The following is a 12,711-nucleotide window of genomic DNA, read 5'->3' on the forward strand; positions in this document are numbered from 1 at the left end:
CCTGATGAGCGCGACGTCTTAGGCCAGGGCGCAGATGGTCAGGGTGCTCAGCAAGGGGCCGGTGATCCTCAGCAAGTGGCCGGCGATCGCCGGTTTGTGATCGCTGAATTCGGCTTGGGTCGGTTTCCCATCCCAGGGGTACCGGGTTAGACTCCAGATTGCAGCGCTGGCCCCTCTCAGGTTCTCTTGCGATTGAAGGCGCCTATCGGTCTCTCCCTGCTCCCCGTCCATAAGATCCCCCGTCAATAAGCCGTATCGCGATGAACGACACCCAGCCCCCGTCCGGTTCCGAGCGCGACATCGCGCTTTTCGCTAGCTTGCTCGGCGAGGTGCTACGCGAGCACAGCCGTAAACGCGTGCTCGTGGTGGTTGAGCGCTTACGCGAGGGCTTTCTGAAGCTTCGTGATGAGGACGACCCTGAGCTACGCGCGAAGCTGATGAAGCGTATCAACGGGCTCGACTCGCAGACCCTCGCGGAGGTGATCCGCGCCTACACCATCTATTTCAGCCTGGCGCATCTGGTCGAGGATGTGCACGCCTATCTGCATCGGCGCTCACTGGTCAGCGCTGGCGGTCGGCTCTGGCGCGGCTCGTTCGATCACAGCTTGCGCCAGTTCCATGAAGACGGTGTTGATGCGGCAGGTCTGCAGCGATTATTGAACGAGTTGGCCTATCTGCCGGTGTTCACCGCGCACCCCACCGAGGCCAAGCGGCGGACGACGCTGGAGACCCATCGACGCATCTTTCTGGCGGCCCTCGATCTGCACCGGCACAAGCTCAATGAAGAAGAGCAACAGGATCGCCTGGGCCAGATCCTCAGCGAGATTCAGGTGCTTTGGAAGACCGATGAAGTGCGGGTGCACAAGCCGCAGGTGACCGATGAGGTGCGCCAAGGGTTGTACTTCTTTCGTGAGTCCCTGTTCGAGACCTTGCCGCAGGTCTATCGCAATCTAGAGCGGGCGGTGCGCCGCCTGTACGGCAGCGACAGCGGTGTGCTGGTGCCGAGCTTCGTTGGCTTCGGCTCTTGGATCGGCGGTGATCGCGATGGCAATCCTTATGTGAAGCCAGAGACCACCGAGCTGGCGGTGCGCATGCACTGCGAGTTGGTGCTTGAGGAGTACATCAGGCGGGTGCGACGGCTGACCCGCATCCTCAGCCATTCGAGCCTGCTGGTGCAGCCCTCGACGCCGTTTCTGGACGCCCTGGATGACGATGAGGACTACTGGCTGCACACCATGCGCCAGACCCATCGGCGCTATTTCCACGAGCCCTATCGGCGCAAGCTGTTCATCGTTCGGCATCGATTGGAGACCACGCTGGCGCGGGTGCGAGCGCGCATCGAGGATGACCAAAGCCCGGAGATCCTGCCCGAAGGCTACGCGCACGAGGGCGAGCTGCTCGATGACCTCTACCTGATCCGCGACTCGCTGATCAGCCATGGCGACGCCAATGCCGCCGATGGCGAGTTGAAGGATCTGCTGCGCCTGGTCGAGACCTTTGGCTTCCATCTGGTGCATCTGGATGTGCGCCAGGAGTCGACGCGCCACACCGAGGCGGTGATCGAGCTGTTCGCGCGCCAGCCCGGCGCACCGCTCTATCATGCCTTCAGCGAGGAGCAGAAGCTGCTGGCGCTGGCCGAGGCGATCGGCCATCCACATCCGTTCCACATCGACAAGGGCACGCTAACGCCTGAGACCCGCGAGACGCTGGAGGTCTTCGAGTCGATGGCGCGGATGCGCGCCGAGATCAGCGAGCAGGTGTTCGGCGCCTACGTGATCTCGATGACCCACAGCGCCAGTCATGTGATGGAGGTGATGCTGCTGGCGCGCCTGGCCGGGCTCGCCGGACAGACCCCGGACGGTTGGTTCTGCCATCTGCGCATCTCGCCGCTGTTCGAGACCATCGAGGACCTGGCGAAGATCGACGCGGTGATGTCGGCGTTGTTCGACAACCCGACCTATGCGGCATTGCTCAAAGCCTCCGGTAATCTGCAGGAGGTGATGCTCGGCTACTCGGACTCCTGCAAGGACGGCGGCATCCTGGCCTCGGCCTGGAACCTGTATGAGGCGCAAGAGAAGATCATCGCGCTGGCCGAGGGGCGGGGCGTCAAGTGCCGGCTGTTCCATGGTCGCGGCGGCACCATCGGTCGTGGGGGCGGCCCGACCCATGAGGCGATCCTGTCGCAGCCGGAAGACACCGTGCACGGTCAGATCAAGTTCACCGAGCAGGGTGAGGTGCTGTCCTACCGCTACGCCAACCCGGAGACCGCGCTCTATGAGCTGACCATGGGCATCAGCGGCCTGATGAAGGCAAGCCGTTGCGTGATCGAGCCGCCGATCAAGCCGCGCAAGGATTATCTCGGCATCATGGAAGAGCTAGCGCGGCTCGGCGAGGCGCATTACCGCGGTCTGATCTGCGACACGCCCGGACTGTTGGACTATTTCTATGAGGCGACTCCGGTCGATGCGATCGCGCTGCTCAACATCGGCTCGCGGCCCTCGCATCGGAAGAAGGCCGATCGCTCGCTGAGTTCGATCCGCGCGATTCCCTGGGTCTTCGGCTGGGCGCAGGCGCGGCATACCCTGCCAGCCTGGTTTGGCATCGGCAGCGCGATCGAGCAATGGCGCCAAGGCGATCTGGAACGCCTGGCCAAGCTGCAGCGGATGTATCAGGAATGGCCGTTCTTCCGCGCTATCTTGAGCAACACCCAGATGTCGCTGTTCAAGGCCGAGATGCAAATCGCGCATGAATACGCGCAGTTGATGCCGGATCAGGCGCGTGGCGAGGCGATCTATCGGGCGATTGCCGATGAGTATCAGCGCACCCTGACCCAGGTGCTGAATGTGGCTGGCCTGCATGCGGTGATGGAAGAGACGCCCGAGTTGCAGCTCTCGCTGGCACGACGCAATAGTTATCTGGACCCCTTGAATCATATCCAGATCACCCTGCTCGAGCGCTATCGGAACGAGCCGAGCGAAGAGAGCCGGAAAGAGTGGCTGGACCCGTTGCTGCGCTCGATCAACGCGATTGCGGCGGGCATGCGCAACACCGGTTGAGCGCTGAGTAGCGCATTGCACCCGCATCCCCCTCCATGAATGATCAATTGCCCGGCAAGTCGGCTGATGCATTGCCCGATCGGCTTCGCTACCAGCCGTTCTATTGTGAAGAGAATATCTGGTGGCTGTGCGCCGAGCCGCCGCCCGCTGTGTGCCTGGAGCAGGTGATCTTCATCGCCAGTCCCTGCGGCCTGTGCCCGATTGCCGAGCAGCGAGCTGCTGATGCCGATGGCGTCGCTTGGTGGGACTACCATTGCGTCGGACTCGATGCTGAGCGGCGCATCTGGGATCTGGACTCGAGACTTTCGCTCCCGGTGGCGGCAAGTAGCTGGCTGGATCGCAGCTTCCCGCAGGCCGACGATTGGCCAACGCCACTGCAACCGCTGTTTCGGCTGATTCCCAGGGCAGCGTATCTGCAAGACTTTCGCAGTGATCGGAGCCACATGCGGAACGCTGATGGCAGTTGGATGCAGCCACCACCCCCTTGGTCCTGCATTGGCTTCAGCTACAGTTCCGACCCTGACTCAAGCCGCCTCGATCGTTATCGGGATCTATCCAAGCACGAGGGGCCTGGGGTCGTGCTCGATCTCGCCGGCTTGAGGGCCTTCTGTAGCTGAGTCCTTTAGCGTCACCGCCGGCAGCGAGAGGCATCAACTCGCTACAGAATCGCGGTTCATCGAACACCTTCTCCCAGCGACACAGCGGGTGTCGATTGCCGTTTTGAGGCGTTATGCTGATACTATCAGCCCGCAATAAGGCGTGCGCCGCAGCAGTGTCACTGAAGAGCTGGCGGCACTGATCAGTCTGAACGGATCGGACGACGCTGATGCTCGCGTTTCGAGCGCTATCGGTCCCCCTTTTGGTCCAAGGAGCCATACGATGTCTGAGCTGCTTTACAAGGCGAATCCGTCAGTCTGGCGCTCGCACCCGTTCGGTGCCCTTATCGCTTGGATGTTGGTGCTGCTCGGTGTGGTCATCGCGGTGACCGATGCTATCCCCTTCCTCCCAGAGCCGACGCAACCGGTGCAATTGCCAGAAGAATTCCAGATCCGTTGGCTAGGCTACGGGCTGCTCCTGATCGGGTGCTTCCAGCTCTTGCGCTGGTGGCTAACAACGCTGATGGATCAGCTCGAGATCTACGAGCGTGAGTTGGTTTGGACCCACGGTCTGCTGAGCAAGGAGTACACCGAGATCAACATGACGTCCGTACGCACGGTGCGCATCGAACAGTCGCTGTTCCAGCGTATCGTTGGAGCCGGCAACCTGCAGATCTTTACGGCAGGTGATGCGCCGGAGCTGACGATTCGCGGGCTGCCCCGCCCGCAAGAGATTCGTCAGCACATCAAGCGATACAGCGCTGGGGATGACTGAGTTGACAGCGCTTCCGCCAGCCTCGCCCCTGCCTGCCTCAAGCCTGGATGCCGTCTTGGGTGTCCGCCTGCGATTGAGGCAGGTTCAGTCGGCAGCCGAGGAGGGCCAGCAAAACCGCTCGCGGCGACTGCAGTCAATGTGGCGACTCATCGCCGCTGCCCTGATCTTATTCACCTGTCGCACAGCGTGTGCAGACACAGGCGCGCTGGATCGGATCAAGGCGGCGGAGGCTATCCGCATCGCATACTCGCCAACGGCCTATCCGATCTCATTTAAAGATGCCCAAGGCGTTCCTCGCGGTTATTCCGTCGATCTCTGCCGGCATATCGTCACTGCAGTGCAAGCGTCGCTTGGCCTTGATGCGCTCGAGATCGCCTGGATCGAGGGAAACACCCCGCGCCGAGTGGCTGCTGTTGCCAATGGCGAGGCGGATATCGAATGCGGGACCACCACCATGAGCCTGGCTCGGCAGCGTCAGGTCGATTTCTCCAACATCGTCTTCGTTGAGTCTGGCGGCATCCTGGTCAAAAGTGATCGCGGTCTGCGCGGACTGGACGATCTCGCTGGTCGCAAGGTTGGTGTAGTGCCAGAGACGACTACGGAGCGCCGCTTGCGCCCGGCACTGATCGAACGCGGGATCGAACTGGAGCTGGTCCCGATCCGTGATGCCCAGGACGGGCGTGAGCGCCTGTTGGCCGATGAGTTGGACGCGGTGGCTGGCGACCGCTTGGTGTTGGTTGGCCAGGTCGCGGAGACCGGCAAGGCCGAGGCATTTGCCATCGTCGATGCCTATTTTTCGGTCGAACCCTATGCGTTTGCGTTGCCGCGTAACGATGCTGACTTCAGGCTGGAGGTGAATCGGGGTCTCGCTGAGGTCTATCGCAGCGGCGAGATCGATCAGATCTTCCAGCGTTGGTTTGGCGAGGACTCGGCGCCGACGCGGTTGCTCGAAACCATCTATTTCATCTACGGCTTTGTCGACTGAACACCGCGTTCTGGATGCTGGCTGATGCCCTCGACGGCTTGAAACTGCAAGGCCGCCAACCGCGCATAGAGGCCGGCGTCGGCAAGGAGCTGTTCGTGTCGACCGCTGGCGAGGATGCGGCCTTGATCCAAGACCAGGATACGGTCGGCATTGCGGACCGTTGCCAAGCGGTGCGCGATGACGATGCTGGTGCGTCCTTGCATCAGGTGCTCGAGCGCATCTTGGACCAGGCGCTCGCTCTCGGCGTCGAGGGCACTGGTGGCCTCGTCGAGCAGCAACACGGCAGGGTCGCGCAGGATGGCCCGCGCGATGGCGATGCGCTGGCGCTCGCCGCCAGACAGGCGCACACCGCGCTCGCCGAGGAAGGTCTGATAGCCATCGGGTAGCCGCTGGATGAACTCATGGGCGTGTGCGGCCCGGGCTGCGGCCTCCACGGCGGCGTCATCGGCTTTGAGCCCGTAGCGAATGTTCTCCAGCGCGTCGGCGCCGAAGATCACCGGGTCTTGCGGGACGATCACGATCTGGCGGCGGAAGTCGGCGGGCTCCATCTCGCGCAGGTCGATGCCGTCGAGCCGCAGTACCCCCTGCTGCGGATCATAAAAGCGCAGCAGGAGGTGGAAGAGCGTCGACTTGCCGGCTCCGGAAGGGCCGACGAGCGCAACCTGTTCGCCTGGCGCGATCTCAAGGTCAATCTCGGCGAGGGCGGGATGCTCGGGCCGTGAAGGATAGGTAAAGCTCAGGCGCTCGGCACTGACCTGGCCGCGTACTGGCGTTGGCAGTGGCCTGGGGTTGGCTGGTGGCGTGATCGCGGGCTCGGTCTCGAGTAGTTCCATCAACCGCTCCGCAGCGCCCGCCCCACGCAACAACTGTCCGGCGATGTCGGAGAGGGCGCCAACATTGCCGGCGACTAAGATGGCATAGAAGAGGAAGGCGGAGAGTTCGCCTCCGGTGAGCCGCCCGGCCAAGACCTCGCGGCCACCAAACCAGAGCACGACGCCAATCGCGCCGAAGGTCAGCAGGGTGACCAGGGTGCTGAGCAGCGCGCTGGCCAGTGAGCGTTGCATCGCGGTATTGAAGGCCTCCTCGACGCGCGCTCCGTAACGCGCGCGATCGATTGGCTCGTGACAGAAGGCTTGGACGGTGCGAATGCCGTGCAGGCTTTCGTCGACATAGGCGCCGACATCGCCAATCCGGTCTTGGCTGAGCCGCGAGAGCCGACGCACCCGATGGCCGAGGAACCAGGCCGGAAGCAGCACCAAAGGGACACCGAGCAGGACCAGCTTGGTGAGCTGCGGGCTAGTGATGGCCAACATGACCAGGCTGCCGATGGTGAGCAGGGCGCTGCGCAGGCCCATGGCGAAGGTGGAGCCGACCACGGTCTGCAGCAGGGCCGTGTCGCTGGTCAGCCGCGAGATGACCTCGCCGGTGCGCGTGGTCTCAAAGAAGCCGACATTCAGCGCCAAGGCACGTTCAAACACCGCTCGGCGGACGTCGGCGACGATGCGCTCGCCGAGCCAATTCAGCAGCCAGCTTCGCAGCCCGACGGCGATGCTTAACAGCACCACGACCACTAAGAACAGCAGCAAGGCGTGGTTCAGTGAGGCTGGCGAGCCATTGGCCAAGCCGCTATCGACCACATGGCGAATCACCTGACCAAAGGCCAATAGCGCGCCGGCGGCAAACAGCAGCGCCGCGACGGCAAGCAGCAGACGACCAAGATAGGGGCGTCCGAAGCCGAGTAAGCGGAGTAGTGGTCGCAAACGGCGACTGCGTGGCCGATCTAAGGCATCAGCTGAGGATGAAGAGGATCGCATGGGCGGCTATCCCTGGCTCGAGGCGGTGCCTGGCGCGTTCGGCGTAGGCAATGGGCTTCGGATCAAGCAAGGCCGCCGCGGCCTTTAGCGTTTGCTCATCTGCGGACGCGGCGGGCGAGGTCAGGGTGCGGGGGGATCTAAGCGTGAAAAAAACGCTACCCGTCTGCTGACGCGGCTCTGGGGGTTAGTCCCGGAGTAGGTCGTAGAGCTTATCCTTGAGCAGCAAGCGTTCCTTTTTCAGGTCCTCGATGGTCTCGTCGGCAACGGGGGTGCCGAGCTCCTCGAGCTTGCGAACCTTCGCATCCAGTGTGTCATAAGAATCCATGAGCTCGGCAAAGGCAGAGTCGCTCGTGCGCATCTCGTCGATCTTGCCTTCGAGCCCCGGAAACTCATGCAGCGCATCGTGAATTTCTCCAAGCATCGGCTTCTGAACCTCCGGAACGGCAGCGCCTCAATGGCGATGCAGATGTCGTATTGAACGGTTGATGGACGGGCCGCGGCGGGGCGTTTGCCAACACGCATAAGGCCGTCCTCAGAATTGTAAACCAGCGGTCATGAACTGCCCTCGGCAGGGGCGGAAAAACCTGATCTGAGTTAGCAAAACTGCAGGAATCTTAATCAAGTTTGGCGTCGCTTGGCCGCGTTTTAGGGCGCTCGCTTATGGTGTACTGGCATCCATGGCCTTGATTACTGCGTCAGTGAGGTCGCCGCCCTCGTCGAGATAGACGATACCCGCCTGGTTCGCCTCGAAGACGACGTCGATCTTGCGCTTCTTGGCGACGCTGATCACCGCATCTCGGGCGGGCTTGAGGATCTTCTGGCCCTCCTGCTGCTGAGCCTGCGCCAGCTGCTGTTGGATCTTCGCGAAGTCCTGTTCAAACTGTTTGATCCGACTGAGGATCTCTTCCTCTGTCTTTTCCACCTGGGCGCTGCTCATCAGGGGTTTGTCGCGCTCAAGGGTCTGTTGCAGCTGGCGAATGGCCGCCTCTTCTTCGGCGAAGCTCCGCTGCTCGTCACCGAAGCGCTCTTGCAGATTGGCCTGGGCCACCTTGCCGAGCTTGCTTTCCTCCAAGACCCGCTGCATGTCGACATAACCGATCTCGCTGGCCAAGGCCGAGGTGGAGAGGACCAAGGGGATTGCAATCAAAAGCGCGAAGACGACTAAGCGATGGATCATGGCTGAGCTCCTAAAGGCTTGATTGAGAGCCGGACGAATGGATGGATTGACTGAGTGACTGAGTGACTGACCGCGGGGCTTCCAGTCAGACTGGAGGCCACCGATGTAGCGTCTGATTGTATACCGCTTGGCGCATCACAACCCTGTCGTCCGCCGTGATGCTGGCCCGAGATGACCCTGAACGCGAGCGCTCGGTACCGCCATGAGGTCCCGATGTGGCTGATGGGTGAGTGGTAGGCGCGGAAACTGTTCGCAGGCGGTACAATTCTCATCTTCATTGTTGTCTTGCTGCTGACGGGCGCAGTGCCCGCAGTGCCGGAGGTTGGAGCGCATGGCAGGTTCCTTACAGGACCAACTGGTGAAGGCCGGACTCGCGAGCGAACAGCAGCTCCGGAGTACCAAATCTAAGAAACGCAAGCAAAAGCGTTCTGGCACCCCGCCCCCGGATGCGGCTCAGCGCGAGCAGGCGGCCCAGGCTGCCGCCGAGAAGCGTAAGCGTGATCAGGAGCTGAATCGCCAGCGCGACGAGGAGGCGAAGCGCAAGGCCGAGCAAATTGCGCTCTGGCAGCTGGTACGGGATAACCGGATCGCGCGTTCGGCGGGCGATACCGCCTACAATTTCACCGATGGTAAGGCGTTAAAGCGGCTCTACGTCAGTGCGGCCCAACATCGCGACCTGGCTGCTGGCAGCCTCGCCATCGTGCGCCATGATGATTTCTACGAATTGGTGCCGGCGGCCGTTGCTGAGCGTCTCGCGAGCGTCGAGCCGGACTTGGTGCTGGTGCAGAATCGCCCTGAGCTGGAAGAGGCTGAGGACGAGTACGCCGACTACAAGGTGCCTGATGATCTGATCTGGTGATGGATGGAGGCGCCCTGAACGGGGCTGTTGTTTGGCCCTGTTTGCGGTCTTATTCCTGGTCCTTTCCCGCTCTTTTTCATCTTGGAGCCTTAACCTTGGAGCCGACATTGGATGGCGGAAACCACTGAGAAGCGTCTCGCCGTGCTGATCGATGCCGACAATGCTCAGGCATCCGTGATCGACGGCCTGCTCGAGGAGGTCGCGAACTACGGCACGGCGCAGGTTAAGCGCATCTACGGCGATTGGACCCGTCCGAATCTCGGCGGTTGGAAGGATGTGCTGCTGCGGCATAGCATCCAGCCACGTCAGCAGTTCGCCTACACCAAGGGCAAGAACGCGACCGATGCGGCGATGGTCATCGATGCCATGGATCTGCTGCACAGCGGCGGCTTCGATGGCTTCTGTCTGGTCTCAAGCGATAGTGACTTCACCCCACTGGCGGCAAGGATACGTGAGTCAGGTCTGCGGGTTTACGGTTTCGGCGAGCAGAAGACCCCAGACGCCTTCGTCGCCGCCTGTGATAAGTTTATCTTCACCGAACTGCTCAAGGGCGAGGATGCAACCACCAAGTCACCGAAACGGCTCGGTACCAAGGAATTGCGCGCGGATGGGCGGCTGGTGACCCTGATGCGGCGAGCGGTGGAAGATAGGGCCGATGACGACGGCTGGGCCGAGCTCTCCAGCGTTGGCAGCACCATCAACAAGCGGGCGCCGCAGTTCGATCAGCGCAGCTATGGCTACGCCAAGCTCAGCGAGTTGATCAAGGCGACCAAACTGTTCGAGGTGCAGGCGCGGTTGATTGGTGATGGGCCGAGCAAGCATTACTACATCCGCGAGGCGCGCGCGAACGAGGGCGATTGAGCGGGCGCGAGCAGCTGATGACCCTGATTGATACCCATTGCCACCTTGATGTCGAGGCCTTCGACGCCGATCGCGCCGAGGTTTTGGCCGCTGCCCGTGCCGCTGGGGTGAGGTCGATTGTCGTGCCGGGTGTGGATGCGGCGGGCTGGGATCAGCTACTACGGCTCTGTGCGAGCGATGCTGGGCTCTATCCGGCGCTTGGGCTGCATCCGGTCTATCTCGACCGCCATCAAGAGAGCGACTTGCTCGCGCTAGAGCAGGCTGTGGCAAGCGCTAAGCCGGTTGCCATTGGCGAGATCGGGCTCGACTTCCATGCTAAAGACGCCGATCGCGATGGGCAGTTGGCGCTCTGCCGCGCCCAGCTTGCCATTGCCCGAGCGGTGCGGCTGCCGGTGCTCTTGCATGTGCGTAAGGCGCATGAGGAGATGCTAGGGTTGTTGGCGGAGACGCCGGTCATTGGTGGCGTTGCGCATGCGTTTAATGGCAGCTTGCAGCAGGCGCAACGCTATATCGAGCTGGGCTTTTGCCTTGGTTTTGGCGGCATGCTGACCTTCGAGCGCTCGAGCCGGCTGCGCCGCTTGGCCGCCGATCTGCCATTGGAGGCGCTTGTGCTCGAGACCGATGCGCCTGATCTCAGCGTCGCCTCCCATCAGTATCAGCGCAACAGTCCTGCCTACCTCCCCGAGGTCTTGACCGCGCTAGCGGCCGTGCGTGAGACATCAGCCGCCAGGCTTGCCGCTCAGACCACAGCCAATGCTCGTCGATGCCTGCGGCTCAGCGCTGACTAGGACCGCGCGCATGCAAATCCTGCCCAACGATCCCTTCTCGTCGCGGACCCGCATCCTGATCGGTGATCAAGGGGTCGAGCGGCTAAGTGCTGCGCGCGTCTTCGTTGCCGGTCTTGGCGGTGTCGGCGCATTCGCGGCCGAGGCGCTGGCGCGCGCCGGGGTCGGCGAGCTGGTCCTGGCCGATGGCGATACCGTTGCCGCATCCAACCTCAATCGCCAGCTCTGTGCCCTACAGAGTACCCTAGGTGAGCCGAAGGTTGAGGTGATGCGCCAGCGTATTCTGGACATCAATCCAATCTGTCAGGTGACGCCGATCCAAGCCTTTCTGACAGCCGATGAACTCCCGCTGCGCCTCGCAGAGGGACGCTTCGATCAGATTATTGATGCGATCGACAGTCTGAGCAGCAAGCTGGCCTTGCTGGGTGCGGCCTTGGATCAGGGGGTGCCGATCGTCAGTAGCATGGGCGCCGGCGGCCGGCTTGACCCAGCCTGCCTGCATGTCGGGGATCTGATGGACAGTGGTGGCTGCCCATTGGCGCGAAAAGTGCGTCAGCAATTGCGCAGACGGGGTTACGAGCGCGGCATTACTGTCGTTTGGTCGGATGAGCCACCGCGTCCACCACTGCCGCCCGAGCCTTGTGGTCGCGGGCGGCCGCGTGCTGTGAACGGCACCATCAGCTATCTCCCTGGCTTGTTTGGCCTCAGTCTTGCCGGCCTGGTCATTCAACGGCTCGTTCAGCCAAGGCCGAGCTGATCTTGGATGTTTACTGGCTCCTGATCAGGTTCCTCATGCTCGATCGGCGCTTCATCAGGCTTGATGTCTCCTGCTGGGCGCTGCGGCTCAGGCTCCGGTGAGAAAAAGAAAAAGGTCTTGAGGTCAATGGGCTCGATCGCATCCAGTCCCTGATTGAATAACACCTCGGGGGCGGTCGGCTTCTCTTCGGTCTCGATGGCGTCTCGCATTGCCTGATCTAAAGGGTCTTCGAGCGAGGCTCTTAAGCCCAATTCACGTTCAATCATCTCACCAGCGCGGATGATGAGCTCGACGCGGCGATTTTTCGCGCGTTGCTCGACAGTATCGTTCGGTGCGATTGGTCGCGTGTCAGCATGGCCGAGGACGATGAAACGCCCTGGGGCGAGGGTGGGGTTTTCGAGCAATGCATTGGTCACGGTTGCGGCACGCATGGCCGAGAGATCCCAGTTGCTTTGGAAGCGTGCGCTTCTGATTGGCACATTGTCGGTGTGACCGTCGACGGCGATGTATCCAGGGATCTCCGTGAGCTCAGTCGCGAGAATCTCAAGAAGCTGTCTGAACGATGGGCTGATCTGTGCCGAGCCGGAAGGAAAGCTGCCTTGCTCATCAATGCGGAGGATGATATCAAGCCCATCCCGTTCAACCGCCACATTTCCCTCAGGGGCCGCCTCGCTAATGGTTTGCGCGAGCTGTTGCTCGATGGCGTCGAGTCGCGCCTCGACACGGGAATCGATATCACCGGCGGCGAGCGTTGGGCGTTCGGGCGTCAGGCGTTGGTAGATCTGGTCGACGGGGATCGGCTGCGGCGTCCCGGGCGAGAACTGCTGCAAGACCGGGCTGGTGCCCATGGGGATGACATCCGCCGTGATCTCGCGCTGCACGCCAAAGGCCTTCTGAAGTTCACCAGCGAGCCGCTTAAAGCGCTGAGCATCGATCTCGGCGAAGGAGAGCAGCAAGACGAAGAACGTCAGCAATAGCGTCATCAGGTCGGCAAAGGTTACCATCCAGGCGGGTACCTTGCTGCCCTTGCGGCCTTGATTGGACAT

12 protein-coding genes are annotated in these 12,711 nt (G+C 61.9%); 8 read left to right on the plus strand and 4 right to left on the minus strand.

The features are described from left to right. The first annotated feature begins 260 nt into the window (after positions 1-260). The 4 genes from ppc to VBE63_RS06520 all read left to right on the plus strand — a co-directional run bounded on the left by ppc (position 261) and on the right by VBE63_RS06520 (position 5,412). A complete protein-coding gene (gene ppc, locus VBE63_RS06505) occupies positions 261-3,056 on the plus strand; it encodes a phosphoenolpyruvate carboxylase (RefSeq protein ID WP_323682195.1) in 2,796 nt (931 codons plus the stop codon). Positions 3,057-3,091: 35 nt separating this feature from the next. Further along, complete coding sequence (locus VBE63_RS06510; protein WP_323682196.1) at positions 3,092-3,673, plus strand: hypothetical protein; 582 nt, start codon at positions 3,092-3,094, stop codon at positions 3,671-3,673. A 262-nt stretch (positions 3,674-3,935) separates the two neighbouring features. Next, positions 3,936-4,427, plus strand: coding sequence for a PH domain-containing protein (locus tag VBE63_RS06515; protein WP_323682197.1), 492 nt, complete (start codon positions 3,936-3,938; stop codon positions 4,425-4,427). Continuing rightward, positions 4,420-5,412, plus strand: a complete 993-nt coding sequence (locus VBE63_RS06520; protein WP_323682198.1) for an amino acid ABC transporter substrate-binding protein — start codon at positions 4,420-4,422, stop codon at positions 5,410-5,412. The genes VBE63_RS06515 and VBE63_RS06520 overlap by 8 nt, the downstream gene beginning before the upstream one ends. Here the strand turns inward: VBE63_RS06520 and VBE63_RS06525 are convergent. The 3 genes from VBE63_RS06525 to VBE63_RS06535 all read right to left on the minus strand — a co-directional run bounded on the left by VBE63_RS06525 (position 5,394) and on the right by VBE63_RS06535 (position 8,403). Further along, entirely contained in the window at positions 5,394-7,226 is a 1,833-nt protein-coding gene (locus tag VBE63_RS06525; protein WP_323682199.1) for an ABC transporter transmembrane domain-containing protein, read from the minus strand. The genes VBE63_RS06520 and VBE63_RS06525 overlap by 19 nt on opposite strands. A gap of 184 nt (positions 7,227-7,410) precedes the next feature. After that, complete coding sequence (locus VBE63_RS06530; protein WP_323682200.1) at positions 7,411-7,647, minus strand: YdcH family protein; 237 nt, start codon at positions 7,645-7,647, stop codon at positions 7,411-7,413. Between the two features lie 237 nt (positions 7,648-7,884). Beyond that, entirely contained in the window at positions 7,885-8,403 is a 519-nt protein-coding gene (locus tag VBE63_RS06535; protein WP_323682201.1) for an OmpH family outer membrane protein, read from the minus strand. A gap of 331 nt (positions 8,404-8,734) precedes the next feature. Here VBE63_RS06535 and VBE63_RS06540 point away from each other — a divergent pair, with 331 nt between their 5' ends. The 4 genes from VBE63_RS06540 to VBE63_RS06555 all read left to right on the plus strand — a co-directional run bounded on the left by VBE63_RS06540 (position 8,735) and on the right by VBE63_RS06555 (position 11,665). Further along, on the plus strand, positions 8,735-9,262 hold the full coding sequence (locus tag VBE63_RS06540; protein WP_323682202.1) for a DUF2058 domain-containing protein: 528 nt from the start codon (positions 8,735-8,737) through the stop codon (positions 9,260-9,262). Between the two features lie 111 nt (positions 9,263-9,373). Further along, on the plus strand, positions 9,374-10,123 hold the full coding sequence (locus VBE63_RS06545; RefSeq protein ID WP_323682203.1) for an NYN domain-containing protein: 750 nt from the start codon (positions 9,374-9,376) through the stop codon (positions 10,121-10,123). A gap of 17 nt (positions 10,124-10,140) precedes the next feature. Beyond that, complete coding sequence (locus VBE63_RS06550; protein ID WP_323682204.1) at positions 10,141-10,911, plus strand: TatD family hydrolase; 771 nt, start codon at positions 10,141-10,143, stop codon at positions 10,909-10,911. A gap of 10 nt (positions 10,912-10,921) precedes the next feature. Continuing rightward, the gene (locus VBE63_RS06555; RefSeq protein ID WP_323682205.1) at positions 10,922-11,665 is read left to right on the plus strand and encodes a tRNA threonylcarbamoyladenosine dehydratase; all 744 of its coding nucleotides are present in this window, start codon (positions 10,922-10,924) and stop codon (positions 11,663-11,665) included. Here the strand turns inward: VBE63_RS06555 and VBE63_RS06560 are convergent. After that, the gene (locus VBE63_RS06560; protein WP_323682206.1) at positions 11,647-12,711 is read right to left on the minus strand and encodes a flagellar motor protein MotB; all 1,065 of its coding nucleotides are present in this window, start codon (positions 12,709-12,711) and stop codon (positions 11,647-11,649) included. The genes VBE63_RS06555 and VBE63_RS06560 overlap by 19 nt on opposite strands.

Source organism: Lamprobacter sp. (assembly GCF_034860625.1).
GTDB lineage: Bacteria > Pseudomonadota > Gammaproteobacteria > Chromatiales > Chromatiaceae > Lamprobacter.

Coding starts and splice junctions, on each gene's coding strand:
- VBE63_RS06550 (WP_323682204.1), top strand. CDS start 10,141: ATGACCCTGATTGATACCCATTGCCACCTTGATGTCGAGGCCTTCGAC.
- VBE63_RS06530 (WP_323682200.1), bottom strand. CDS start 7,647: ATGCTTGGAGAAATTCACGATGCGCTGCATGAGTTTCCGGGGCTCGAA.
- VBE63_RS06525 (WP_323682199.1), bottom strand. CDS start 7,226: ATGCGATCCTCTTCATCCTCAGCTGATGCCTTAGATCGGCCACGCAGT.
- VBE63_RS06515 (WP_323682197.1), top strand. CDS start 3,936: ATGTCTGAGCTGCTTTACAAGGCGAATCCGTCAGTCTGGCGCTCGCAC.
- ppc (WP_323682195.1), top strand. CDS start 261: ATGAACGACACCCAGCCCCCGTCCGGTTCCGAGCGCGACATCGCGCTT.
- VBE63_RS06520 (WP_323682198.1), top strand. CDS start 4,420: ATGACTGAGTTGACAGCGCTTCCGCCAGCCTCGCCCCTGCCTGCCTCA.
- VBE63_RS06540 (WP_323682202.1), top strand. CDS start 8,735: ATGGCAGGTTCCTTACAGGACCAACTGGTGAAGGCCGGACTCGCGAGC.
- VBE63_RS06510 (WP_323682196.1), top strand. CDS start 3,092: ATGAATGATCAATTGCCCGGCAAGTCGGCTGATGCATTGCCCGATCGG.
- VBE63_RS06560 (WP_323682206.1), bottom strand. CDS start 12,711: ATGTCCAATCAAGGCCGCAAGGGCAGCAAGGTACCCGCCTGGATGGTA.
- VBE63_RS06545 (WP_323682203.1), top strand. CDS start 9,374: ATGGCGGAAACCACTGAGAAGCGTCTCGCCGTGCTGATCGATGCCGAC.
- VBE63_RS06555 (WP_323682205.1), top strand. CDS start 10,922: ATGCAAATCCTGCCCAACGATCCCTTCTCGTCGCGGACCCGCATCCTG.
- VBE63_RS06535 (WP_323682201.1), bottom strand. CDS start 8,403: ATGATCCATCGCTTAGTCGTCTTCGCGCTTTTGATTGCAATCCCCTTG.